This window comes from Paractinoplanes lichenicola (assembly GCF_016785085.1).
GTDB classification, from domain to species: Bacteria; Actinomycetota; Actinomycetes; order Mycobacteriales; family Micromonosporaceae; genus Actinoplanes; species Actinoplanes lichenicola.
In genome coordinates this window covers 529,814-553,603 of record NZ_JAENHO010000007.1, presented here as the reverse complement: position 1 = coordinate 553,603, position 23,790 = coordinate 529,814, and the positions used below count along the sequence as shown (strand labels likewise).

Below are 23,790 nucleotides of genomic sequence, written 5' to 3'. Positions count from 1 at the left end.
TTCATGCGGACACGGAAGACCCGGCTGGTAGCGCTGATTGTCATCCCAGTAGCCCTCGCGGTCATTCTCATATCCCCGCTCTTCTTCTGGTTGCTGCTGCACCGAGACGGAACTTCTTGGTCCGAACTCGCAGACATCGGCGAGACCTACGGCGCAGCGTCAGCAATTCTGAGTGCACTCGCGGTCGCCGGCGTGGCGGCGGGTCTGCTGTTCCAGAGCCAGCAGTTACGTCTCTCGCGTCTGCACCACGTCCGCTCGGTCCAGAGGGAACTTATGATGAAGCTGGTTGACAGGCCGGATATCGCTGAGGCCATCAACTACTTTGGAAACACGACTGCCGATCGAGGGCGGCGGGCGTTCATCGTTTCGCTGTTTCATTACGCCTATTTGACCTACGAAGCTGGCCTGGCGCCGATGGCAAACCTTACGAACGAAGTGTTCCCGGCCCTCTTCGGCAGTGAGGAAATAAGGCACTTCTGGCACGATCACCGACTTGCCTGGCTCGAGCCCGACGGTGACGCCGGCATGCGCGAGTTTGCACTCTTGGCTGATGAGTTCTGGCGCAAAACCCAAGCCGAGGAAGACGTGGCCCCGCAGTCGTCCACGCGAGATGCAATGCGTTCCATTACGCCTTTGGCTGGCATCTTGACCGCAGGTGCGGTGGTGACCGGGCTTGGCTGGTGGCTGGGGCGTCGTCGGGCTGCCGCGAATGTCACGCCGCCCTCTTACGAGCCGAAACGGTGCCGCAGGTAGGAAAGTTACCCATCAGCGTTCGACTCGCGCGTCGTCCGGCTCCAAGTCACCGTCTGTCGCGCTTTGCGATGAAGTCGGGGCGCTGGCGGAGGAGTGCAATACCGCGGCGGGCCGACTGGTCTGCAACTCCCCAGGCGTTCAGTCATCTCCCTCTGATCGACGCCGCCCGAACGCTGAGGGCCACCCTGGCGCCTACCGAGGCTCGGGCGACTGAAGGGCTACGCTGACGCTTGCGGTGTATGCCTCCGATGACCGAGTCGGCAACGGCTCAACGGGTATTCAGCCCCGTATGCGGCCCGCGCGGCGCTGAGGCCGGCCGGGCTCTGCGTCGCGTCCTCGCGTCAGCCTTGATCGTGGCGGCGCCACGTCACGGCGGTAGGAACCGCTGACTCCGCGGCTGCGATCGCCTCCTCCAGCGTGGCGAAGCCTTGGGAGTCGGGCCAGAAGTGCTCGCTTTCGTCCGACCAGCCCGGACGGTGCCGCACGTAGAACAGGTAGCCGTCGGCGTTCAACCGTGGCGATTCGTCGGGGTCCAGGTCGCCGTTCGCCTCGCCGACGGCGTACCAGAAGTCGTAGTCGAGCCGGACGATGCGCACTGTCATCGGAGCGGTGCCGTCGTAGAGCCACCGGCCGGTCGCGATGACGACGCTGTCCATAGCGACTCACGATACGGTGCCGCGATCGACACCACCCTTGAGCGCAGAGGGCTGCGGGGTCGCGCTCGAGCAGTCGGCCTGTCTAAGATGCCCACGCGGTTGAACGCGTTCAAAACGAGCCTTGCGTTGGTGGATCTTAGCCACCGTCTTCGTCGCCGTGATCGTGCGGATGCTGGTTTGCCTGGGCTCCTTCTTCCTGGCCGGGCCGCTGCTGGGCCTGGTCTCGCTGCCGCTCTGGGAGGTCTTCGACGCCCCGGCGCCCGTGTTCGAGTTGCTCGCCACCCTGGCCGCCGTGCTGGCCGGCCTGGTGATCGCCGTTCAGGTCGCCGGCGGGCAGCCCGACCCCGTACGGCGGGCACGCCGGCTGGGAATCGTCGTCATCGCGGACACCGTGTTCTACCTGGCCTCGTTCGTCGTGGGTTTCAAGGTCCTCGACATGGAGGAATCGTTCGACGCGACGTTCGCCTTCATCGTGGTCACGAACGTTGCCGTGCTCCTGGGCGGGATCGTCATCGTGCGCCAGGCGAAAACAGTCGTGCCCCAGCTATAAGTCGGGTTCGGCCGGCGCGTCGAGGACGGCCACCATCAACTCGATGGGCAAGTTCGGGTTGGCGGTGGCGGCCCCCGCGGTTTCCGGATCCTCGAACAACTCGAGCAGCCGTCGCGCCGGCAGTCGCGAGTCCGAGGCGACCGAGAATCGCACGCCGGGATGCTCGTCATGGCTGAGACGTTCGATCAGTTCGGCCGGCGCCGCGCGGTCGCGGACGACGAGCGCGCGCGCCTCCCACCGCGGCGACTCCGCATATCCGGTCAGGTCCGCTCGGGCGAGCGCCGGATGCGACAACAGTTGACCCCGGGTAATGACTCGGGCCTCCAGATAGGTGCGTACGACGAGCTCGGCCGGCACGGCCACTTGGCTCTCGCAGAGCAGCAGCCGGACCGGGAAGTCGTCGTCGGCGGCGAGCGTCGCGATCTGGTCCGCGTTCAGCCTCCCGTGGCCCGCGGCACTGCGGCGCAACCCCGGATGCGCCGACGACACGCAATCCTGCAGAACCTCACCGTCGGCCTCGAGGACCCACGCGAGCCGGGGCAGGCGGTCATCCTCCGACACGTGATAGCCGATCGCCTCGCGTTGCCGTTCGCTCAGCCCGGGCCGCATCGAGACGTACGTGCGGACGTCCGGATCGGGATCCACCGCCAGGATGGCGACCAGGTCGGCCGGCAGGTCCGGCTCGAGCGCGAGAGCCGCCCGCTGGTACGCCGCACCGCTGGCCACGATTGCGCGCGCGTCTTCAACGTCCAACGGCGTAACTACGGGTGTGCTCCGGGCCCAGGTGGCGATCTCCTCGTCGTCCATGCCGGCGAACGTGGCCAGGGCAGCCGACGACACTTCCCGGGGATGCAGGAGCGGCAGCAACCGCCGCACCCGGGGTCGTCCGGCCAGCTTGCGATACGCCCACGCCGGCAGTGGCTCCTCAAGCAGCGCCACCACGACATTCAGGTTCGGATCGCCGAGCATCCTGACCCGCTGCTCCACGGTCACCGAGCGACTGCGGGCCAGCATCTCCCGGATGTCGGCATCGGGATGAGCGGCGACGACGTCGAACACTTCGTCCGACCACTCGCGGCCGTAGACCACCTCTCTGAGGCGAGCCGCGGGGTGATTCAGCAGCCGCAAGACCAGGACATCCGGAAGGGCGGGGTTACGGGCCAGACCGCGCAGACGATCCTGCAGGGCGTTCCTCCTAGCTCGAACCGATCACGGGCAGCCACGCTACGGCCCGATTCCGTTGCCGGGTAACGGCTCTTCGCCGGAGCGACACGAGGCGGCCGGCGCCCTAGGGTGGAAGTGGCGTCCGGGATCGTCCGGGGTTGCCGTGCGCCGGTAGATGCGCGCCTAACGTCGGACCCGTTCGATCAGTCGTTCGGGGGTGTTCCGATGCGTGTTTCGTTGCAGCGCGCCGTGCTCGTGGCGGCCGCGGTGATGGCCGGCCTGGTGCTGTCGGCTCAGAAGTGCCCACATGTGAGCACCGGCGCGGCGTCCGACATGTATATCGACCATACGCCGGGCCGTTGAGTCTGCCGGGTCCGGTGGCGGCCGGACCCGGCCAATCACGGGCATAAATGCCTGGTCAGTGCCCTTGTGAAGCAGTCTTCAAGATCAACGGGTGAATGTCGCTCGGGCGTTGCTTGCGGGACGCTTTTTCTTCGTCAAGCAACTTCATGATCTCCCAGCGCCACCGGTTCGGTGTGCGTAGAGGGAGGAACCACAGTGCGTCACATCACCCGCACGATCGCCGTCGCTCTGGCGGCCACCACCGTTGCCGCGGTCGCGGCCTGCTCGCCGCCCGAGAAGGAGGCCGAGGCCTCGGGCTCCGGCGCCGCGAGCGCGACCAGCGCGGCCGACCTGGGCGGGATCGACAAGCTCGTCGAGGCGGCCAAGGCCGAGGGCCAGCTCAACGTCATCGCGCTGCCCCCGAACTGGGCCAACTACGGCGAGCTGATCAAGACGTTCGGCGACAAGTACGGCATCAAGGTCAACTCGGCGCAGCCCGACGCGTCGAGCCAGGACGAGATCAACGCGGCCAACCAGCTCAAGGGCCAGGACGGCGCGCCCGACGTGTTCGACCTGGGCGCCTCGGTCGCCGCGGCCAACACCGCCATGTTCGCGCCGTACAAGGTCGCGACGTTCGGCGACATCCCGGACAACCTCAAGGACGCCAACGGCACCTGGGTCAACGACTACGGCGGCTACATGTCGGTCGGCTACGACAGCGCCAAGGTGCCCGCCCCGGCCAGCCTCGAGGACCTGCTCAAGCCCGAGTACAAGGGCAAGGTCGCGCTCAACGGCGATCCGACCCAGGCCGGTTCCGCGTTCGGCGCCGTGCAGGCCGCGTCGCTCGGCAACGGCGGCACGGTCGCCGACATCGCCCCCGGCGTCGAATACTTCGGCAAGCTCAAGAAGGCCGGCAACCTGCTGCCCGTCGACCCCGACTCGGCCTCCATCCAGTCCGGCCAGACCCCGGTCGTCTTCGACTGGGACTACCTGAACGCGGCCGAGGCCACCAAGCTCAAGACCTGGAAGACCTTCGTCCCCAGCGGCTCGGTGCTCGGCTCGTACTACGTCCAGGCGATCAGCAAGGACGCCCCGCACCCGGCCGCCGCGCGCCTGTGGCAGGAGTTCCTCTACTCCGACGAGGGCCAGAACCTGTGGCTCAAGGGTGGCGCCCGGCCCGTGCGGCAGGACGCCATGGCCAAGGCCGGCACGATCGACAAGGCCCTGTTCGACGCCCTGCCCAAGGTCGACGGCACCCCGGTCGTCCCGACCGAGGAGGAGACCGGCAAGGCCAAGGAGTACCTGTCGGCCAACTGGGCCAAGACCGTTGGCTGAGGTAGCCGCCTCCGTCCCGCAGCGCGTGGCCCGGCGGCCGCGCCTGCGGGGCGTCACCTCCCTGCTCGGGACGGTGCCGTTCTTCGCGTACGTGGCGATCTTCCTGATCGTCCCGACGCTCGTCGTCGTGATCGGCGCGTTCGCGGGCAACGACGGCGGCGTCACGCTGGCCAACCTGCGCGCGCTCGGCACCGAGGTCGTGCTCGACGCCTTCGGCCGCAGCATCGCGCTCTCGGCGATCAGCGCGCTGGTCGGCGCGGTCCTGGGAGCACTGCTCGCGTACGCCTTGGCCACCGCCAACCCGGAGGGCGTGCTGCGCCGGACCGTGACCGCGGCGGCGGGTGTGCTGGCCCAGTTCGGCGGCGTCACCCTGGCGTTCGCCTTCCTGGCCACGATCGGCCTGTCCGGCTTCGTCACCGTGTGGCTGCAGGACACGTTCGACATCAACCTGTTCGAGAACGGCGTCTGGCTGTTCGAGCTGCCCGGCCTCGCCCTGGTCTACACGTACTTCCAGATCCCGCTCATGGTCATCGTGTTCCTGCCCGCGCTCGACGGCATCCGCCCGCAGTGGCGCGAGGCGACCGAGAGCCTGGGCGGCACCACGTGGCAATACTGGACCCGGGTCGCCGGCCCGCTGCTGGCACCGGCGTTCCTCGGCTCGGCCCTGCTGCTTTTCGCCAACAGCTTTTCCGCGTACGCCACCGCGGCGGCCCTGGTCAGCCAGGGCAGCCCGCTCGTGCCGTTGCAGATCCGCGGCGCGCTGACCAGCGAGGTGCTGCTCGGCCAGCAGAACGTCGGCAAGGCGATGGCGCTCGGCATGGTCGTCGTCGTGGCCGTGGTGATGGCGCTCTACTCCCTGCTGCAGAAGAGGACGTCCAAGTGGCTGGGGTGATCGCACGTCGCGTGCGCAAACAACGTGCGTTTCGGTGGACGGTGTTGCTCGTTCTCGGCGTCTTCTTCGTGCTGCCGTTCGTCGCGATGGTCGAGTTCTCCACGCGTGACGCCGAAACTTGGCCGTTGTTGTTCGATTGGCCGCAGCTGAGCGAGCGGTATCCGGCGCTGGCCGAGGGCATCACGAACTCGCTGCTGCAGGCCGCGCTCACCGCCGTCCTGATGCTCGTTCTGCTCGTTCCGACGGCCGTCTGGGTTCGGTTGCGGCTGCCTCAGTTGCGCAGGCTGGTCGAGTTCATCTGCCTGCTGCCGCTGACGATCCCGGCCATCGTGCTGGTCGTCGGGCTGGCGCCGGTGTACGCGTGGGTCACGTACTTCCTGGGCGGCTCGTCGCTGACGCTCGTCTTCGCGTACACAGTGCTCGTTCTGCCGTACGCGTATCGCGCGATCGACGCCGGCCTGTCGGCGATCGACGTGAAGACTTTGGCCGAAGCTGCGCGTTCGCTGGGCGCCGGCTGGGGCACGGTGATGTGGCGGGTCGTGCTGCCCAACATCCGCTCGGCGGTGCTGTCCGCGGCGTTCCTGACCGTGGCCCTCGTGCTCGGTGAGTTCACCATCGCGTCCCTGCTCAACCGCACGAACCTGCAGGTCGCGATCAACTTCCTGGGCAAGAGCAGCGCGACCATGTCGGTGGCCGTGTCGCTCACCGCGCTGCTGCTCGCCTTCGTCCTGCTGCTGCTTCTGTCCCTGCTCGGCGGGCGCCGCCGCTCCTCGGCCGCCGTCGCCCCCGTCTCGCCCAAGGAGACCACCACATGAGCGGCGTCGCCGTCCATCTGCAAGGGTTGCGCCGCTCGTTCGGCACCACGCACGCCCTCGACAACCTCGACCTGTCCATCGAGCCCGGCGAGTTCATCGCGCTGCTCGGCCCGTCGGGTTGCGGCAAGACCACGGCGCTGCGCGTGCTGGCCGGTCTCGAGGACGCCGACAGCGGGCAGGTGCTCGTGGGCGGCAAGGACGTGACCGCACTGCCCGCGAACCGGCGGGACATGGGCATGGTCTTCCAGGCGTACAGCCTCTTCCCGCATTTGACCGCCCTGGCCAACGTGACGTTCGGGTTGTCGCTGCGCGGCCGCAAACGCTCAGAAACGCGCGCCCGGGAGATGCTCGAACTCGTCGGTATCGCGCAGTTCGCCGACCGCTACCCGCATCAGCTGTCGGGCGGGCAGCAGCAGCGCGTCGCCCTGGCCCGCGCCCTCGCGATCGAGCCGAGCGTGCTGCTGCTCGACGAGCCGCTGTCGGCGCTCGACGCCAAGGTGCGCGTGCAGCTGCGCGACGAGATCCGCCGCATCCAGACCGAGGTCGGCACGACGACGCTGTTCGTCACGCACGACCAGGAGGAGGCGCTCGCCGTCGCCGACCGGGTGGGTGTGATGCGGGCCGGCAAGCTCGAGCAACTGGCCGCGCCCGCGGATATTTATCTGACCCCCGCGACGCCGTTCGTGGCCGAGTTCGTGGGCCTGAGCAACCGCCTGCCCGGCGTCGTCACCGACGACGAGGTCGAAGTTCTGGGCACCCGGCTGCCACTGCTCGCACCCGCCTCGGCGGCGTCGGTCACGGCCCTCGTACGCCCGGAGTCTGTGCAGGTCACGCCGGACGCGGGCGGCACCGGCAAGGTCCTCACGACCAGCTTCCTGGGCCCGATCAGCAAGGTCACCGTCACGGTCGGCGACCAGCTCGTGGTGGCCCAGGTCGCGACCGACCGCTTGACGACGCTCGCACCAGGCACGCCCGTACGGGTAACGCTGTCGCCCCATCCCGTCGCGCTGGCCTGATTTTCGCGTTTCGCTGCGACTCGCCCGGGACGCTTCGTACGGTCTGTAGCCGTGCGCAAACGTCTGATCGCGGTCGTCACCGCCCTGCTGCTCCTGCCGGTTCTCGCCCCCGCCCCGGCCGGAGCAGCAGGCACGGTGTGGCATGTGGTCCGCCCCGGCGAGACGCTGGCCTACATCGCCGCGCTGCGCGGGGTCAGCATGCAGCAACTGGCCGCCTGGAACGGCATCTCGTCGGCCGCCCCCGTGCAGGTCGACGCCGTGCTGCGGCTCAACGCCCCCGCGGTCCCACTGCCGGCCTTCCGTACGCGCATCGAGCCCGTCACCGCCGCCTCGGTCAACTGGCAGCCGCTCAAGAAATGCCCCGTCCTGCCGACCAACCTGCGCCGCGTATGGGTCTCCTACATCGACTTCAACGGCGCCTACCACGACGGCAGCGTGATCGTCCGCAAGGACGTGGCCGCCCGCGCCCAACAGGTCTTCGGCACCCTGTATCGCTGGCGCTTCCGCATCATGGGCATGGCCCCCATGAAGGTCAACAACCCCACCGAGTCGAACATGGCCACGGTCACGGCCGGCTACAACTGCCGAGCCGTCGGCGGAACGACGACGTGGTCCGAACACGCCACCGGCACCGCGATCGACATCAACCCGTTCCAGAACCCGATGATCCGCGGCCGCTCGATCTCCCCCGCGGGCAGCCAGTTCTACCTCCAACGCAGCCGCTACCTCATCGGCATGGTCCACCCCGAGGGCGCGGCCCGAGCCTTCACGTGGAACGACTTCCACTGGGGCGGGCGCTGGACCTCGCTGAAGGACTATATGCACTTCAGCCTGTCCAACAAGTGAAAGCGCATCCGTGCTTTTCTCTACTTCGGACGATCGAGAAAGCCTCGCGCTCGTGGACACTGCGAACTTCAAGACAGCACTCGCTCAGGATCGCCGAGCTATCTCCGTCGGCCCCCGCGAACTGGATTGCGGCTCGTTGCTGAGAGCAATGCCCGGTTGATCACCAGTTGCATGGCTACGTCTTGGCAAAACCTCAAGGATGGGCAAGGAAAGACGCGACGCCTCTGGCGCTGCCCAGGTGAATTGGGTTCACTGGACGGCATGGCGGATTGGCTTCCGATTGCCGGCACGTTACTCGGCACCGTCGTTGGTTCGACGTCTACGCTGCTGTCCCAACGGATGGCGTTCAAGCGAGACCGCGCGGCAAAAATCGCTGACCTCAGGCGAGAGGCCGTCGCGCGCTTTCTGGCCGAAGCGCACAAACACTATCGAGAGCTCTTTGCCCGGCACCAGGAAAACGTCGACGCCGAATCCCGGGAGCGCGCGATCAAGCACGTATCTCCCGTGGAGGCGCAAGTAGCTCTGGACAACGTCAGGTTTTTGATTTCGGGAGAGCCGACCGAAAAGGCCGAGGCGCTGTGGCTACACCTCCGAAGGTCGGATTTCGCGCGAAGCGACGCCAAGGGTCGCGGGAATTGGCGAAGGGATTATTGGCGCGTCCGGAAAGAGTTGGTCTCGTCTTTCCGGATATACCTGATCTGACGTGGATATAGCCGCCGACCGGATCGCGAGTTCCACAGGGGAGTAGGCGCCGTCGGGGCGGTCGAGTTCGTACGGTGCGGCCGGCAGCAGTGGGGGCTGGGCCATGAAGCGGGGCCGGGTGCCGTGGTGGGGCTGGGCCGCGTGCACCAGGAACGGGTGGCACAGGAAGACGTCGCCGGGGGAGCCGGTGGCCAGGGCGAGCGGGCGGTGAGCCGAGGCCGTCTCCAAGCCGGGGGCCAGGGTCAAGCCGCTTGCACCGGCCTCGCCGTACGGGGTCAGGAGCTTCGGCACGTCGAGGTGGGAGCCGACGCGGATGCGGGTCGGGGCGTCGCCGGGGCCGACCTCGGTGAACAGGAACAGCATGAGCAGGGCCCGATCGCGGGAGCGCAGGTTGGTGAAATACCAGCTCTCGCCCTCCGGCAGGTAGCTGCCCTCGATGTGCCAGCCCGCGTCGTCCGGTTCCTCGACGTGCGGGAAACGCAGCGGAAAAGTGCCCAGCGAATACCGCGGCGCCCACCGTCCCGCGCCGACGAGCAGGTCGTACACGTGATGCAGCTCCGGCGAGTTCGGCGCGGCGGCGAACGGCCCGTCGGCCCGCCCGGCCACCCAGTGCACGGGCTTCGTCCACGTCGTCGGATCGTCCGGGTCGCAGCCCGTCTCCCGCCACAACAGCCGCGCACAATCCGCGGCCACCCGCGGCGCCACGGCTCCCTCCAGCTTGACGAAGCCGTCGCTCAAGAACCGGGATACCAAGGTGGCGTCATCCATGCCCGCCATCTTGCGGCGCCCGCGGCCCGTCGGCCCGACACTTTCCGCGCAGCTTCGGTCAGACGCCGAGGCCGCCCACGATGCGGGTTTCCTGGCTGGTGAACTCGCCGGTCAGCATGGGCATGGCCTGGGCGATCGCGGCGCGGGTCTCGGGGAGTTGGAGGGAGGCGTCGTGGGCCTCCTTGGAGTCCCAGGCCTCCGTGACCCAGATCGTGACGTCGTCGGTGGCGTCGAGGGCGACCGCATAAAGGTGGCACCCCGCGGCCTTGAGACCGTCGGCGCCGGAGGTGAGGATGGCGGCCACCTCGTCGCGGTGGCCGGGCTTCGTTCTCATCGAACCCAGATATCCGTAGAGCATTCGATCATCCTGGCACGTTAGGTTGCAGGCATGGACGTTGACGCCCGGGTGCTGGTGATCGGGCTCGATCCGTATCGGGTGCCCGGTCCGTGGGATCCCACGCCGGTGGCCGAGGGGATCGCGGTCGGGATGGCCCGCTTCGAGGAGGCGGGGGTGGGCGCGCGGGCCTGCCTGGTCGGGCTGGACGGCAGCGACGACATCGAGGCGGTCGTGAGCGCGGCGCTGCGGGAACGGGCGTGGGAAGTGGTCGTCGTCGGCGGAGGTGTGCGCGGCGACGTCGAGCTGTTCGAGCGGATCATCAACCTGGTGCACCGGCACGCGCCGGGGGCGGCGATCGCTTTCAACAACACCCCTGACGACACGTACGCCGCCGCGTCACGCTGGTTGAGTTGAGAGCTAGACCCGGCCCGCTTTCTCGGCGTACATGGCGGCGTCGGCGGCCAGGCTCAACGCCTCCAGGCCGGTCGGGTCGCCGGCCGTGCGGGCGGCCACGCCGATGCTGACGCCGACGGTCACCGGGCGGCCGCCGACGTCGATGGGCTCGCAGACGGCCGTGCGCAGGCGCGCGGCCAGTTCCGAGGCCGTGTCGAAGCCGGCGTCGGCCAGCACCACCACGAACTCGTCGCCGCCGATGCGGCCGGCCAGGTCGCCGTCGCGCAGGCCGGTGCCCAGGCGGGCGCCGACCGCGCGCAGCACCTCGTCGCCGGCCGCGTGGCCGCGGGTGTCGTTGACGGCCTTGAAGCCGTTCAGGTCGAGCAGCAACACGGCCATCGCGCGGCCGTCGAGCGAGGCGGCGTGCGCGTCCAGCTCGGCCCGGTTGGGCAGCCCGGTCAGCCCGTCGTGGGCCGCCTGGTAGTGCAGCTGACGGCGGGCCTCGTCGAGCTCGCACACCTGCCGCCCGTACGCGCGGGCCTGCGTGCCGCTCAGGATGGCGACCAGCAGGTGGCACAGCACGGCCACGCTGAGGTCGCCGGGCCGCATCGCGTCGTCGCCGTGCAGCAGCACCGCGACGCCCAGGATGCCGCTGGTGCCGGCCCACGTCAGCAGCGCGCCGCCGAGCTGGGCGCGCAGGGCGGCCGTCAGGATGGACAGGACGAGAACGGGCCACACCGTCTGCCCGGTCGACTGGATCGCGGCGACCAGGCCGGCGATCGCCACGGTGTCGCTGACTACGCCCCACCGGCTGATCCGCTCGTAGTGGCGTCCGCCCGGCCGCCGCAGGTTGACCAGGGCGAGCAGCAGCGAGAAGGTGATCTCGACGAGGCCGCCGATTCCGGCCAGGAGCACCCACGGCGCCTGCAGGGTCGTCGCCGGCATGCCGAGCGAGCCGGTCAGGAACAGCGTGATGCACAGCACGCCACCGGCGCGGGTCACCAGTGAGCTGGCCTCGACGGTGCGGCGCCGGCGCAGCACCGAGGGGTCCAAGTTCGTGTCCATCCGACCTCGCATCGGCCGGTGGTCCGCCTACTTGAGGGACCAGCCCGACAAAACCGATTCCACGGTCACGGCCGTGGGTGGTTGCGGCCGGCTTGCCCCCGTACGCGCGAAGCGCGGCGCCGGCGCGGGCTGGGTCACCCCGTCCACGTCGACGAACGCCGTACGGGCCCGGTTGTGCGGATGCGTGGGCGCCTCGGTGGGGGAGAGCACCGGCGCGACACAGGCGTCCAGCCCCTCGAACACGGCCGTCCACTCGTCGCGCGTACGGGTGCGGAAGCGCTCGGCGAAGCGCGTCCGCAACGCCGCCCAGCCCGAGGGATCGTACGGGGAAGGAAGGTCTTGATCGTCGAGGCCGAGCCCGCCCAGCAGGGCCTGGTAGAACGGCGGCTCGATCGCCCCGACGGCCATGAACCCGCCGTCGGCCGTCTCGTACGTGTCGTAGAAGGGCGCCCCGCCGTCGAGCAGGTTCTCGCCGCGCCCGCCGGGCCAGGCCCCGTTCGCGATCATGCCGTGCAGGAACGTCGTCAGCAGGGCCGACCCGTCGACCATGGCCGCGTCGACCACCTGCCCGAGCCCGGAGCGGGACCGTTCGACCAGCGCCGCCAGCACGCCCACGGCCAGCAGCATGCCGCCCCCGGCGAAGTCGGCGAGCAGGTTGATCGGCGCGTGCGGCCGCTCCCCGGCCCGGCCCAGGGGTTCGAGGGCGCCCGCCACGGCCAGGTAGTCGATGTCGTGCCCGGCCCGCGCGGCGAGCGGCCCGTCCTGCCCCCAGCCCGTCATCCGGGCGTACACCAGACCGGGGTTGACCTGGTGGCAGTCGGCGGGACCGATGCCCAGCCGCTCGGCGACGCCCGGCCGGTAGCCCTCCACCAACACGTCGGCCCGCTCGACCAGGCTCAGCAACGCGGCCGAGTCTGAGGGGTTCTTGAGGTCGAGCGTCACCGTCCGGCGGTTGCGGTCGAGGGGCCCCGGCGGCATCCCCGAACCGCCGGGACGATCCACCCGCACCACGTCGGCGCCCAGGTCGGCCAGCAGCATGCAGCCGAACGGCCCCGGCGCCAGCCCGGCCAGCTCGAGCACCCGGACGCCGGTCAGCGCCGTCACGCGGGCTCGAACCGGGAGCCGTAGCGGGCCGCCAGCTCACGCGCCCGGCCCGCGAAGTCGTCGTGCTGCTCGGCGAAGCGCAGCACCCCGCCCGTCCAGGCCGGGTAGCCGATGCCCAGGATCGAGCCGACGTTGCCGTCCTCGGCCGTCCGCAGCACCCCCTCGGCCAGGCAGCGGCGGGCGTCGAGGGCCTCCACGAACAGGAACCGGTCCTTCAGGTCGGCCAGCGGCACGGCCCGGCCCTCCGGCGTCGCCATGTCGACCAGGCCCTCCCACAGCGGGCCCCTCTTCGGTTCGTAGGAGTAGAACCCGCGCCCCGCGGACCGGCCCGGACGGTCGTGCCGGTCGACCATCGCGTCGATCACCTCGTGCGACGGCAGGCGTACGGGTGCGGAAACCGCGATCCGCTGCGCGAGCGTCAGGCTGACCTCGTCGGCCAGGGCCAGCGGACCGGTCGGATAGCCGGCCTGCAGCGCGGCGTGCTCGATCGACGGTGCCGGCACCCCCTCGGCCAGCATCCCGATCGCCTCGTCGAGGAACGTGCCGATCACCCGGCTGGTGAAGAAGCCCCGCCCGTCGTTGACCACGATCGGGGTCTTGCCGATCAGCCGGCCGAGGTCGAACGCCCGCGCCACCGCCGCCTCCGACGTCCGCGCGCCGACGACGATCTCGAGCAGCGGCATCTTGGCCACGGGGGAGAAGAAGTGCATGCCGATGAAGTCGCCCGGCCGGTCCACCCCCTGCGCGAGCCCGGTGATCGGCAGCGTCGACGTGTTCGAGGCGAGCAGCGCGTCCGGGGCCAGCACCGGCAGCACCTCGGCGAAGACCCGCTGCTTGAGCGCCGGGTCCTCGAAGACGGCCTCGATCACCACGTCGCAGCCGGCCAGCGCGGCGACGTCGGCGGTGGTGGTGATGCCCGGCCCGGCAGCGCGGGCGGCCAGCTCGGGTGACACGTCCTTGACCACGACCTCGAGCCCGGCCTTGGCGCAGGCCTGGGCGATGCCGGCGCCCATCATGCCCGCGCCCAGCACGGCCACCCGCCGCGGCGGCGTCACCTCGACGCGGGGGCGGGCCAGGCCGCCGTTGACCGCGCGCATGTCGAAGAAGAGCGCGCCGATCATGTTTTTCGCGATCCGCCCGGTGAGCAGCGTGATCAGGTGGCGGGTCTCGATCACCTGGGCCGTCTCGAAGTCGACCTGGGCGCCCTCGACCGCGGTGGCCAGGATCTTTTCGGGCGCCGGGAGCGAGGCGCCCTTGAGCTGCTGGCGCAGGGTGGCCGGGAACGCGGGCAGCTGCGCCGCGGGCAGGCCGCCGGGGATGCGGTAGCCGTCGCGGTCCCACGGCTGGGCCGCGTCGGGGTTGGCCAGGATCCATTCGCGGGCCTGCGAGAGCAGCTCGGCCGGGGTGGCCGCGAGCGCGTCGACCAGGCCGTTCGCGAGCGCGCCGGCCGGGCGCAGGCGGCGGCCGCTGAGCAGCCAGGTGGTCAGCGCGGGGGCCAGGCCGAGCATCCGGACCGTACGGGTGACGCCGCCCGCGCCGGGCAGCAGGCCCAGCGTGACCTCGGGGAAGCCGAGCCGGGTGCCCGGCGTGTCCAGCGCGATCCGGTGGTGACAGGCCAGGGCCACCTCGAGCCCGCCGCCCAGCGCGGCGCCGTTGATCGCGGCGACGACCGGCCGCCCGTACGTCTCGAGCCGCCGGAAGTCCCATTTGATCGTGCTGAGCAGGGTGAACAGGGCGGGGGCGTCCGCGGCCGTGGCGCGGGCCATCGAGGGCAGGTCGCCCCCGGCGAAGAACGTCTTCTTGGCGCTGGTCACGATCACGCCGGTGACCTGCTCGCGCTCGGCGTACAGGCGGTCGACGGCGGCCGACATGGCGGTCACGTACGTCTGGTTCATGGTGTTGGCCGACTGCGCCGGGTCGTCCAGGGTGAGCGTGACGATGCCGTCGTCGTCGCGGGAGTAGTCGATCATCAGAGCCTCTCGAGGACGGTCGCGACGCCCATGCCGCCGCCGATGCACAGGGTGACCACGGCCCGGCGCTGGTCGCGGCGTTCGAGCTCGTCGAGCGCGGTGCCGAGCAGCATCGCGCCGGTCGCGCCGAGCGGGTGGCCGAGGGCGATCGCGCCGCCGTTGACGTTGACCGTCTCGGGGTCGAGGTCGAGGTCGCGGATGTATTTGAGGACCACCGCGGCGAACGCCTCGTTGATCTCGTACAGGTCGATGTCGCTGGTGGTGAGACCGGCGACGGCCAGGGCTTTGCGGGTGGCGGGGGCGGGGCCGGTGAGCATCAGCGTGGGGTCGGCGCCCGTGACCGCCGCACCGGCGATCCGGGCCCTCGGGGTCAGACCCAGCTCCCGACCGGCTGCCGCCGAGCCGATGAGGACAATTCCGGCGCCGTCCACGATGCCCGAGGAGTTGCCGGCGTGGTGGACGTGGTCGAGGCGTTCGAGCCAGTGGAACTTGCGCAGGGCGACGGCGTCGAAGAATTCCGTACGGGCAAAGGAGGGACGCAGCCTGCCCAGCCCCTCGACCGTGGTGTCGGGCCGGGGATGCTCGTCGGCGGTGAGGATGTCGAGGCCGTTGGCGTCGCGCACCGGCACGATCGACCGCGCGAAGTGCCCGCCGGCCCACGCCTTGGCCGCCCTGTCCTGCGACCGGACCGCGTACGTGTCGACGTCCTGCCGGGTGAAGCCCTCGAGCGTGGCGATCAGGTCGGCGCTGATGCCCTGCGGCACGAAGTCGGTGGCGAACGATGTCTCGGGGTCGAGGAACCAGGCCCCGCCGTCGGAGCCCATCGGGTTGCGCGACATCGACTCGACCCCGCCCGCGACGATCAGGTGCTCCCAGCCCGATCGGATGCGCGCGGCCGCCTGGTTGACCGCCTCGAGTCCCGAGCCGCAGAAGCGGTTGAGCTGGACGCCGGCCACGGTGTCGGGCAGCCCGGCCAGCAGCGCGGCGGCGCGGGAGAGGTCGCCGCCCTGCTCGCCGATCGGGGTGACGATGCCGAGCACGAGGTCGTCGATGCGGGCCGGGTCGAGATCGGGCAGCCGGGTCCGCAGGGCGTCGATCAGGCCGGTGACCAGCGAGATCGGCTTGACGCCGTGCAGCGCACCGTTCTCTTTGCCGCGGCCGCGTGGGGTGCGGACCGCGTCGTACACGAAGGCCTCAGAGGACACGGGCGATCAGCTCCTTCATGATCTCGTTGGTGCCGCCGTAGATCTTTTGGACGCGGGCGTCGGCGTACATCTGCGCGATCGGGTACTCCTTGGTGTACCCGTAGCCCCCGAAGATCTGCAGGCAGCGATCCACCACCTCGCACTGTCCCTCGGTCAGCCACGCCTTGGCCATCGCCGCCGTGGCCACATCGAGCTCGCCGCGCACGTGCCGCGCGATGCAGTCGTCCAGGAAGACCCGCGAGACCCTCGTACGGGTGGCGCACTCGGCCAGCACCATCCGCGTGTTCTGGTGGCCGATGAGCGGCTTGCCGAAAGCGGTCCGTTCTTTCGCGTACGCGGTGGCCAGCTCGACGGCCCGCTGCATCGCGGCCACCGCGCCCACGCCGATGACCAGCCGCTCCTGGGGGAGTTGCCGCATCATCTGGAAGAAGCCTCGGCCCTCCTCCTCGAGCAGGTTGTCCGCGGGCACCCGGAACTCGTCGAAGAACAGCTCGGCCGTGTCGTTCGAGTGCAGCCCGATCTTCTCCAGCAGCCGCCCGCGCCGGAACCCGGGAGCGTCGTCGCTGAGCTCGCAGACGATCAGGCTGATGCCGGTGGCCTTCTGCGCCGGGTCGGTCTTGACCGCCAGGATCAGCAGGTCGGCCAGGCCGCCGTTGGTGATGAACGTCTTGGACCCGCTGATCACGTAGTCGTCGCCGTCACGGACCGCTCGGGTCGTGAGCTCCTGCAGGTCGGAGCCGCCGCCGGGCTCGGTCATGCCGATCGCGCCGACCAGGTCGCCGGAGCAGAGGCGGGGCAGCCAGCGCCGTTTCTGCTCCTCGTTCCCGTACGCCATGAGGTAGCCGGTCACGATGCCGCTGTGCACGGCCAGGCCCAGGCTGCCCTCCCCGGTGCGGGTCTGCTCGTGCAGCAGCATCGCCTCGTGGGTGAAGTCGCCGCCCCCGCCGCCGTACTCCTCGGCGACGCTCAGGCCCAGCAACCCGAGCGAGCCCGCCAGCCGATAGTGCTCGCGGTCGGGGTGGCCCTGCTGTTCGTGGCGCGCCGCGTGCGGCAGCACCTCTTTGGTGAAGAAGGACCGGGCCAGCTCGGCGAGGTCGTCGTGCTCGGGCTCGAGCCACGCCGGCGTGTACCCGTCCAGTCCTGGGGTGGGCATGGTCTTACCTTTTCGAGTTATTGGCAGACTGTCAACAAGGCTGTGGCGTAAGGTCCACACGATGAGTGTGGAGGCCGGACCGCGCCGGCGCCTCGAACCCGACGCCCGGCGCGCGCAGATCCTGTCGGTGGCGGTGCGCCTGTTCGGCGAGCGGGGCTACGCCGACGTGTCGACCACCGACGTCGCGCGCGAGGCCGGGGTGGCCCGAGGTCTGGTCAACCACTACTTCGGCACCAAGAAAGAGCTCTACCTCGAGGTCATCCGGGTCATGCTGACCGTGCCCGGGGTGGCCATCGCGGGGCTGCCCGACGGCGACCTGCCGACCCGTGTCGACGCGATCGTGAGCTGGTTCCTCGACGTCGTCTCCCGGCACAGCCGCTCCTGGCTGGCCGCGATCACCGCGGGCGGCATGGCCGGCGACACCGACGTCGACCGGGTGATCGCCGAGGCCATCGACGCCGCGGCCGACGCCGTGCTGACCGCCGTCGGCCGGGACGCCGGGGGCCCGGCCCGGCACGCGATGGCCCGCTCGTACGTGGGGCTGGCCGTCTCGACCGCCCGCGAATGGCTGCAGCGCGACGTGCTCACCCGGGCCCAGGTGCACCGGCTGCTCACCGCCACCCTGCTGACCATGGTGGAGCAAGTTTTCCAGGACGCTTAGCCGCCCGCGCTTGTCCGTTCGGAGGGGTGTGTTCCGACCGGCCGATGGCCACGATTGAGGTATCTGCGCGCCCCACGCGGACCCCTCACCGGTGCCCATCCCTCTGCACGGCGGAGACCGAAATGGATACGGAACGGTACAGCGCGGACACACTGACCTTCGACCACCGGGACGCGTCCGACGGGTTGAAGGAGCTCAACGACTTCCTGGACGGACGGGGCCGCCGGCGCCCCCTCGTGACCACCGGACGCGTCGCCGGCGGGCGGGCCGTCGTCGAGGTCCGGGACGCCGACGCCCGGGAGGTTCACGAATTCCTGGAGACGGAACGGCCCGGCGCCGGCGGACGAAGGGTCCCGCAGCTGCTCGCCGGCACCCTGCAGCTCATGGGCCGGCACTGGGGGCACGGCACCTCGTGGTCCGAGATGCCCGACCTGCCCGCCGAGCTGGCGCCCCCGGCGTTCCGCCACACCGCCCCGCAGGGCAGCCTGCGCCGCCCGGTGGTCGCCCTGATCGACAGCGGCGTGCGGGACCACCCGTGGTTCGCGGCCGAGAAGGATGACCCGTTCGTGCTGCTCCCGGAGGATCTGGCCGCCCCCGAACGCTGGGACGGCCGGGTGCACGACGTCCACTCCGGCGACGTCTCGCTGGCCGGGCACGGCACCTTCATCGCCGGCCTGATCCGCAAGGCCGCGCCCAGCGCCCGGGTGCTGTCGCTGCGGGCGATGGACGAGGAGGGCCGGCTCGAGGAGACCAACGTGATCCACGCGCTGGAGTGGCTGGCGAGCTACTACGACCGCAGGGAACGGCCGGTCGACGTGGTGTGCATGGCCTTCGGCCGCGAGGACGACCCGGTCGACGACGTGCAGCCGCTGCGCAAGGCCCTGGAGAGGCTGGCCGACCTCGGGATCGCGCTGGTCGCCTCGGCCGGCAACGACCACCAGACGGAGTCGGAGATCTTCCCGGCCGCCTTCGAGTTCGTCACCGGGGTCGGGGCCGGGTTCGGCCGCTACCACGCCGAGTTCAGCAACTACGGCGACTGGGTCGACCGGTATCGCGACGGCGTCGACGTGATCAGCTCGATGCCGGACGGCAAATACGCGAAGTGGAGCGGCACCTCGTTCTCGGCGGCCAACTTCGCGGGCGACCTGGCCCGTCCCCATGTCCGCTGACGTCCATCTCGGCGCCCTGCTGCAACGGGCCCGCGACGGTGATCGGGAGTCGTTGCGCGAACTCGTGCACGAGCTCAACCCGGTGCTGTGGCGGGTGGCCCGCGGGCAGGGCCTGTCGGCCGACGACGCGGCCGACGTGGTGCAGACGACGTGGCTCGAGCTGCTGCGCCGCATCCACGAGATCCGTACGCCCCGGGCGGTGACGGCCTGGCTGATCACCGCCACCCGCCGCGAGTCGTGGCACCGCCGCCGGCGCGACCGCCGCGACGTGCCCGACTCCGACGGGGTGCTCGACGCCGCCGTCGACCCCGGGCCCGCGCCCGATCAGCGGGTGCTCACCGACGAGCGCGACCGGGTGTTGTGGCGGCACTTCGCGAAGCTGTCCGACCGTTGCCGCGAGCTGCTGAGCATCGTGGCCGAGGTGCGCCGGCCCGACTACGGGGCGATCGCCGCCGGGCTGGGCATGCCGCACGGCAGCATCGGGCCGACCCGCGCCCGCTGCCTGGCCAAGCTGCGCACCATGCTGCTCGCGGATCCCGGTTGGGGGCGTCATGACTGACTCTGTGGACGCCGAGATTCTCGAGGGCATCGCCCGTCTCGACCCCGCCCCGCCCGACCTGGACGAGCGCGTGCTCTTCGCGATCGAGCTCGACCAGGTCGACGCCGAGGTGGCCAGGCTGACCGAGACCGCGTACGCCGGGTCGGGCGCGCGGGCGGCCGAACGCACCCGCACGATCACGTTCGAGGCCGACAGCCGCACGGTCATGATCACCGTGGTCGAGCGCTCGGACAACCTCGTCCGGATCGACGGCTGGCTCGCCCCCGGCGCCGCCCTGCGGGTCGAGCTGCGCCTGCCCGAGCCCACAGCCTCCCGTACGGTCGTGGCCGACCCCGCCGGCCGTTTCGTGTTCGACGAGGTCCCGCACGGCCTGGCCCAGCTGCTCGTCGACGGCGGCACCGGAACCGGGCGGGTGGTGACGCCATCGCTGGTGCTCTGACCGGACGCGCGGGCGACCTCTTCGCGGCCGGGCTGGCCGCCAGCGACGACGGCCGCCCCGCCCTGGCCGTGCGCCGCCTGCGGGCCGCCCTGCGCCTGACCGACGACCCCGCCGCCCGCGGCCGGGTGCTGGTCACGCTGGCCTGGGCCGAGGCCGAACGCGGCCGGGTCGACCTGGGCCACCGCCTGCTCGACGAGGCCGAGCCGCTCACCCCGCCCGACGGCCGCCCGGTGCTGCACGCCCAGCGGGCCGCCCTGTTCAACCGCAACGGCCGGGCCGACCTGGCGATGCCGTGGTTCGACCGGGCCATCGCCGGGCTGACCGACCCGCTGGACCTGGCCAAGGCCCTCAACAACCGCAGCATGCTCCACCTGGACTCGGGCCGGGTAGGTCCGGCCCGGGAGGACATGACCCGCGCCCTCCGCTTGTGCCGCCGTCACGGTATCGAGCTGGGTATCGCGTTGATCGAGGTCAACTTGGCCTGCTTGGACGTCGTCCGGGGTGACCTGCCGGCCGCACTGGGCTCGTTCGCGGCGTCGCGGGCCACCTATTCGCGGGTGGTGCCGGGACGACTGCCGACCCTGGCCGTCGAGCGGTCCCGGGCGCTGGTCGCGGCCGGGCTGTTCCAGGCGGCGGACCGGGAGCTGGCCTTCGCGGTCGAGCAGGCCCGGGCGCAAGGGCAGGACAACACGGTGGCCGAGGCCTTGCACGTCCGGGCGGAGGCCGCGCTGCTGGCCGGACGCCCGTCGGCCGCCGCAGCCTGGGCGGCGGAGGCCCGGACGGCCTTCCTCCGCCGCGGCAATCCCCGGCGCGCGGCCCTCGCAGCTTTGCTGGGTCTGCGCGCTGCGCCCGCCGCTTTCTCCCGGGCTCGGCGGCTCGCCACCGAACTGCGTCGCCTGGGCCTGGCCGAGGACGCCCGCGTCGCGATCCTGATCGCCGTGCGCGCGCTGGCCGCCCGAGCCGACACCACTCTCACGGCGTCAACTCAACCCGTGCCGTCCAGTCAACCCGTGCCGTCCAGTCAACCCGTGCCGTCCAGTCAACCCGTGCCGTCCAGTCAACCCGTGCCGTCCAGTCAACATGGGGTGCCCCATCAACATGTGGCGTCAACTCAACATGTACCGCTGAGTCAACATGTGGCGTCCAGTCAACATGTGGCGTCCACTCGAGTCGTGGCGGGTGGGCGGTCGGATCTGCGGGCGGCGGAGCGGCTTCTGACTCAATACGGGCGGCCGGGGCGACACGACCGGCTCGACACGCGGCTGCTCGGGCGCCTCGCCCGCGCCGAACTGGCCCGGGCCGCAGGACTGCACGAGGAAGCGGGACGGGAACTGGCGGCCGGGATGGTCGCGTTGCACCGGCATCGGGCCCGGTTCGGGTGCCTGGACCTGCAGACCGGAGCCTCGGCGCACGGGCATGACCTGGCCGCGGCCGGGCTGGCGGCGGCGTTGGAGACCGGCTCGCCGGCGGCGGTGCACCGGTGGTCGGAGCGGGCGCGGGCCCAGGCGCTGTTGCTGCCGCCGGTTCGGCCGCCCGACGATCCGGTCGTGGCGGCTGCCCTGGAGGATCTGCGGCAGACCCGGTTCGCGTTGCGGGCGGCCGAGGTGGAGGGGCGGGCCGGGGTGTCGTTGCGGGTGGGTGAGCCGGGCGGGCGGGCCGGGGTGTCGGGGCGGGTGGGTGAGCCGGGCGGGCGGGGCGCGATGTCGTTGCGGGCGCGGGCCGGGGAGCTGGAACGGCGGATCCGGGAGAGTGCGTGGTCCGTGCGGGGCGCGGGCACGGGCGTGGCAGCGGTGGCGACGCTCGGGGCCGTGCGCGCGGGTCTCGGTGGGGCGGCGCTGGTGGCGTACGTGCGCAATCGAGATGAGCTGCGAGCGCTTGTGGTGACCCGGGAGCGTGTCGTCGTGGCCGGGCTGGGGGAGTGGGCAGTGGCCGAGGAAGCCGTTCTGCGGCTGCGGGCTGATCTTGATACCGCCGCCGGGCGGGCTCTGCCGAAGCGACTGGCCGTCGCCGTGGCCGAGGCCACCCGGCGGGATGCCGACGCGCTGCAGGCGGCGGTGCTCGGCCCGCTGTGGACGCTGATCGGTGACCAGGAATTGGTGGTGGTGCCGACCGGGGTTCTGATGACCGCGCCGTGGGCCCTGCTGCCGGGGTGCGCGGGACGGCCGGTCACCGTCGCGCCGTCGGCTTCGGCATGGCTGGCCCGCCGCCGTGCGGGGAAGACGGACGGCCCGGTCGCTCTTGTCGCGGGGCCGGGCAACGAGCGGGGCGCCGACGAGATTGCTGCGATCGCCGCGCTGTATCCCCGGGCCACCGTGCTGACCGGGGATGGCGCCGGGCCGGCGGCCACGCTGGGGGCGCTCGACGGGGCGGGGCTGGCCCACATCGCCGCGCACGGGCGGCACGAAGCCGAGAACGCGCTCTTCTCGGCTCTGGAGCTCGCCGGCGGCCCGGTGCTCGGCTACGACGTGCAGCGCCTCGACCGGCCGCCCGCGCTGGTGGTGCTGTCCAGTTGTGAACTGGGGCTGAGCGAGGTGCGGCCGGGTGACGAGTCGTTCGGGATGGCGTCGGCGCTGCTGGCCGCGGGCACGGCCACCGTTGTGGCCAGCGTGGCCCGAGTTGCCGATGAGGATGCCCGTGACGTCATGGTCCGCTTCCACCGGGCTCTGTGCGCGGGGCAGACCCCGGCTGCAGCCCTGGGCGGCGCCGCTGCGGGAACCGGGTTCGTCTGTTTCGGCAGTTCTTAGCTCGCGGCCAGCGCCGATGTCACGTATGCCTCGATCTGGCGCTGGGCCGACGGCTCGACCGATGTCAGGCGCATGCCCAGTTCGCGTCCGTCGGAGCGGTCGGCCCGCCGGACGACGTCGCCGGTTACCTCGAACGTCGCGCCGGCCAGGGTGACCGTGGCGGTGACCTTGTCGCCCACCGAGACGGCCGCGTTGAGCGGGAGCAGGCAGCCCAGACCGTCGGAGCTCAGGTCGACCAGTTGCCCGGTCGCCGGGGACCGGCCGGCCACCCGTACGGTCAGCGGGCCGGCCGCGGCCATTCGCTCGTTGCGGCGGCGTTCGAGGCGGTCGGCCACCTCCGACAAGTCCTGGATCTGCTCCATCGTCGCGCCGACGGTGCTGTTGAGGCGTTCGACGATCTGGTGCTGGTCGTCGGCGATCCCGCCGAGCAGGCCCATCGCCTCCTCGATCTCGCCGATCCCGCCCACGATGGCCGACAGCGTGCCGCCCATCTCGGCCACGTCGGCCTCCAGCGCCGCGACCGTGGCCGCGATCTGCTCGGTCGACTCGGCCGTCGTATCGGCCAGCTTCTTGACCTCGTCGGCGACCACCGCGAAGCCCTTGCCGGCCGCACCGGCCCGGGCCGCCTCGATCGTGGCGTTGAGGGCCAGCATCCGGGTCTGCGACGCGATCTCCCCGATCACGCCGGCGATTCCGGCCACCTGGTGCAGGCTGGCGTTGAGCTTGGTCGCGGCCTCGTCGGCCGAGCGCGCCCGCCGCACCATGACGGCCGCCGCCTCGCTGGTCTCGGTGACCCGGCCGTGCGTGGCGGTGGCCGCCTCCCGGGCCGCGCCGACCTGCACGACCACGTCCTGCAGGCGTTCGGTGATCACCGTGCCGGACTCGTCGATGGCCTCGCGGGCCCGGCGCCGCAGCCGGTGGTTGTTCTTCTGCTGCTCCTGCTGCGCGTCCAGCAGCCGGTGCTCGCGCTCGGCCCGCGCCGCTTCGAGCTCCTGTTCCCGCTCCGCCCCGACCGCGGCCAGGGCGGCGCGCACCTCGTCCAGTTCGTGCTGGTCGCGCCTCCGGCGCCGGGCCAAGCCGAGCCCGTACGCCCCGACGGCCGCACCGACCACGGCCAGAACCCACAGCACGATCACGGGCACGGCACTCCTG

The 23,790-nt window shown here is 71.1% G+C and carries 24 protein-coding genes; 14 read left to right on the top strand and 10 right to left on the bottom strand.

Going from position 1 to position 23,790, the window contains the following annotated elements; all coding sequences use genetic code 11:
* The first annotated feature begins 3 nt into the window (after nucleotides 1-3).
* The gene (locus JKJ07_RS26975) at nucleotides 4-753 is read left to right on the top strand and encodes a DUF6082 family protein (protein WP_202994557.1); all 750 of its coding nucleotides are present in this window, start codon (nucleotides 4-6) and stop codon (nucleotides 751-753) included.
* A 341-nt stretch (nucleotides 754-1,094) separates the two neighbouring features.
* Here JKJ07_RS26975 and JKJ07_RS26970 read toward each other — a convergent pair whose 3' ends face one another.
* The gene (locus JKJ07_RS26970) at nucleotides 1,095-1,409 is read right to left on the bottom strand and encodes a hypothetical protein (protein WP_202994556.1); all 315 of its coding nucleotides are present in this window, start codon (nucleotides 1,407-1,409) and stop codon (nucleotides 1,095-1,097) included.
* A 121-nt stretch (nucleotides 1,410-1,530) separates the two neighbouring features.
* On the opposite strand from JKJ07_RS26970, the gene JKJ07_RS26965 reads away from it, so the two are divergent.
* Nucleotides 1,531-1,959, top strand: coding sequence for a hypothetical protein (locus JKJ07_RS26965; RefSeq protein WP_202994555.1), 429 nt, complete (start codon nucleotides 1,531-1,533; stop codon nucleotides 1,957-1,959).
* Here the strand turns inward: JKJ07_RS26965 and JKJ07_RS26960 are convergent.
* A complete protein-coding gene (locus JKJ07_RS26960) occupies nucleotides 1,954-3,087 on the bottom strand; it encodes a hypothetical protein (RefSeq protein WP_202994554.1) in 1,134 nt (377 codons plus the stop codon). The two genes, JKJ07_RS26965 and JKJ07_RS26960, sit on opposite strands and share 6 nt — an antisense overlap.
* Before the next feature lie 261 nt (nucleotides 3,088-3,348).
* Between JKJ07_RS26960 and JKJ07_RS26955 the strand changes: the two genes are divergently transcribed.
* The 6 genes from JKJ07_RS26955 to JKJ07_RS26930 all read left to right on the top strand — a co-directional run bounded on the left by JKJ07_RS26955 (nucleotide 3,349) and on the right by JKJ07_RS26930 (nucleotide 8,369).
* A complete protein-coding gene (locus tag JKJ07_RS26955) occupies nucleotides 3,349-3,486 on the top strand; it encodes a hypothetical protein (protein WP_202994553.1) in 138 nt (45 codons plus the stop codon).
* A gap of 195 nt (nucleotides 3,487-3,681) precedes the next feature.
* The gene (locus tag JKJ07_RS26950) at nucleotides 3,682-4,800 is read left to right on the top strand and encodes an ABC transporter substrate-binding protein (RefSeq protein WP_307834422.1); all 1,119 of its coding nucleotides are present in this window, start codon (nucleotides 3,682-3,684) and stop codon (nucleotides 4,798-4,800) included.
* Complete coding sequence (locus tag JKJ07_RS26945) at nucleotides 4,793-5,692, top strand: ABC transporter permease (protein ID WP_202994552.1); 900 nt, start codon at nucleotides 4,793-4,795, stop codon at nucleotides 5,690-5,692. The genes JKJ07_RS26950 and JKJ07_RS26945 overlap by 8 nt, the downstream gene beginning before the upstream one ends.
* A 41-nt stretch (nucleotides 5,693-5,733) precedes the next feature.
* Nucleotides 5,734-6,507, top strand: a complete 774-nt coding sequence (locus JKJ07_RS26940) for an ABC transporter permease (protein WP_202994551.1) — start codon at nucleotides 5,734-5,736, stop codon at nucleotides 6,505-6,507.
* On the top strand, nucleotides 6,504-7,523 hold the full coding sequence (locus tag JKJ07_RS26935) for an ABC transporter ATP-binding protein (protein ID WP_202994550.1): 1,020 nt from the start codon (nucleotides 6,504-6,506) through the stop codon (nucleotides 7,521-7,523). The genes JKJ07_RS26940 and JKJ07_RS26935 overlap by 4 nt, the downstream gene beginning before the upstream one ends.
* A 51-nt stretch (nucleotides 7,524-7,574) precedes the next feature.
* Entirely contained in the window at nucleotides 7,575-8,369 is a 795-nt protein-coding gene (locus JKJ07_RS26930; protein WP_202994549.1) for a M15 family metallopeptidase, read from the top strand.
* 582 nt (nucleotides 8,370-8,951) lie between these two features.
* Here JKJ07_RS26930 and JKJ07_RS26925 read toward each other — a convergent pair.
* Together JKJ07_RS26925 and JKJ07_RS26920 are read right to left on the bottom strand one after the other, a co-directional pair.
* A complete protein-coding gene (locus JKJ07_RS26925; RefSeq protein ID WP_202994548.1) occupies nucleotides 8,952-9,839 on the bottom strand; it encodes a phytanoyl-CoA dioxygenase family protein in 888 nt (295 codons plus the stop codon).
* Between the two features lie 58 nt (nucleotides 9,840-9,897).
* Nucleotides 9,898-10,173 carry a putative quinol monooxygenase gene (locus JKJ07_RS26920; protein ID WP_236029881.1) on the bottom strand — a complete coding sequence of 92 codons (276 nt, stop codon included), beginning with the start codon at nucleotides 10,171-10,173 and terminating at the stop codon, nucleotides 9,898-9,900.
* 54 nt (nucleotides 10,174-10,227) lie between these two features.
* Between JKJ07_RS26920 and JKJ07_RS26915 the strand changes: the two genes are divergently transcribed.
* Nucleotides 10,228-10,590 carry a hypothetical protein gene (locus JKJ07_RS26915; protein WP_202994546.1) on the top strand — a complete coding sequence of 121 codons (363 nt, stop codon included), beginning with the start codon at nucleotides 10,228-10,230 and terminating at the stop codon, nucleotides 10,588-10,590.
* 3 nt (nucleotides 10,591-10,593) lie between these two features.
* On the opposite strand, the gene JKJ07_RS26910 is transcribed toward JKJ07_RS26915, so the two are convergent.
* Genes JKJ07_RS26910 through JKJ07_RS26890 form a run of 5 tightly spaced genes read right to left on the bottom strand, consistent with a single transcriptional unit; the run spans nucleotide 10,594 to nucleotide 17,066 of the window.
* Nucleotides 10,594-11,634, bottom strand: coding sequence for a GGDEF domain-containing protein (locus tag JKJ07_RS26910; RefSeq protein ID WP_202994545.1), 1,041 nt, complete (start codon nucleotides 11,632-11,634; stop codon nucleotides 10,594-10,596).
* 27 nt (nucleotides 11,635-11,661) lie between these two features.
* On the bottom strand, nucleotides 11,662-12,738 hold the full coding sequence (locus tag JKJ07_RS26905) for a CaiB/BaiF CoA transferase family protein (RefSeq protein WP_202994544.1): 1,077 nt from the start codon (nucleotides 12,736-12,738) through the stop codon (nucleotides 11,662-11,664).
* On the bottom strand, nucleotides 12,735-14,708 hold the full coding sequence (locus tag JKJ07_RS26900) for a 3-hydroxyacyl-CoA dehydrogenase NAD-binding domain-containing protein (RefSeq protein ID WP_202994543.1): 1,974 nt from the start codon (nucleotides 14,706-14,708) through the stop codon (nucleotides 12,735-12,737). The genes JKJ07_RS26905 and JKJ07_RS26900 overlap by 4 nt, the downstream gene beginning before the upstream one ends.
* Nucleotides 14,708-15,913 (bottom strand): acetyl-CoA C-acetyltransferase, encoded by a 1,206-nt coding sequence (locus JKJ07_RS26895; protein WP_202994542.1) that lies wholly within the window; start codon nucleotides 15,911-15,913, stop codon nucleotides 14,708-14,710. The genes JKJ07_RS26900 and JKJ07_RS26895 overlap by 1 nt, the downstream gene beginning before the upstream one ends.
* Entirely contained in the window at nucleotides 15,903-17,066 is a 1,164-nt protein-coding gene (locus JKJ07_RS26890) for an acyl-CoA dehydrogenase family protein (protein ID WP_202994541.1), read from the bottom strand. Before JKJ07_RS26890 ends, JKJ07_RS26895 begins: the two co-directional genes overlap by 11 nt.
* A 61-nt stretch (nucleotides 17,067-17,127) precedes the next feature.
* Between JKJ07_RS26890 and JKJ07_RS26885 the strand changes: the two genes are divergently transcribed.
* From JKJ07_RS26885 to JKJ07_RS26865, 5 genes are all read left to right on the top strand, one after another.
* Nucleotides 17,128-17,727 (top strand): TetR/AcrR family transcriptional regulator, encoded by a 600-nt coding sequence (locus JKJ07_RS26885; RefSeq protein ID WP_202994540.1) that lies wholly within the window; start codon nucleotides 17,128-17,130, stop codon nucleotides 17,725-17,727.
* Nucleotides 17,728-17,849: 122 nt separating this feature from the next.
* Nucleotides 17,850-18,896 carry a S8 family peptidase gene (locus JKJ07_RS26880; RefSeq protein WP_202994539.1) on the top strand — a complete coding sequence of 349 codons (1,047 nt, stop codon included), beginning with the start codon at nucleotides 17,850-17,852 and terminating at the stop codon, nucleotides 18,894-18,896.
* A complete protein-coding gene (locus tag JKJ07_RS26875; protein ID WP_202994538.1) occupies nucleotides 18,886-19,455 on the top strand; it encodes an RNA polymerase sigma factor in 570 nt (189 codons plus the stop codon). The genes JKJ07_RS26880 and JKJ07_RS26875 overlap by 11 nt, the downstream gene beginning before the upstream one ends.
* Nucleotides 19,448-19,894: a carboxypeptidase regulatory-like domain-containing protein gene (locus tag JKJ07_RS26870; protein WP_202994537.1), complete on the top strand. Its 447-nt coding sequence runs from the start codon at nucleotides 19,448-19,450 to the stop codon at nucleotides 19,892-19,894. The genes JKJ07_RS26875 and JKJ07_RS26870 overlap by 8 nt, the downstream gene beginning before the upstream one ends.
* 68 nt (nucleotides 19,895-19,962) lie before the next feature.
* Nucleotides 19,963-22,638: a CHAT domain-containing protein gene (locus JKJ07_RS26865; protein ID WP_202994536.1), complete on the top strand. Its 2,676-nt coding sequence runs from the start codon at nucleotides 19,963-19,965 to the stop codon at nucleotides 22,636-22,638.
* Here JKJ07_RS26865 and JKJ07_RS26860 read toward each other — a convergent pair.
* Nucleotides 22,635-23,780, bottom strand: coding sequence for a methyl-accepting chemotaxis protein (locus JKJ07_RS26860; protein WP_307834421.1), 1,146 nt, complete (start codon nucleotides 23,778-23,780; stop codon nucleotides 22,635-22,637). The genes JKJ07_RS26865 and JKJ07_RS26860 overlap by 4 nt on opposite strands.
* Between the last annotated feature and the right edge of the window lie 10 nt (nucleotides 23,781-23,790).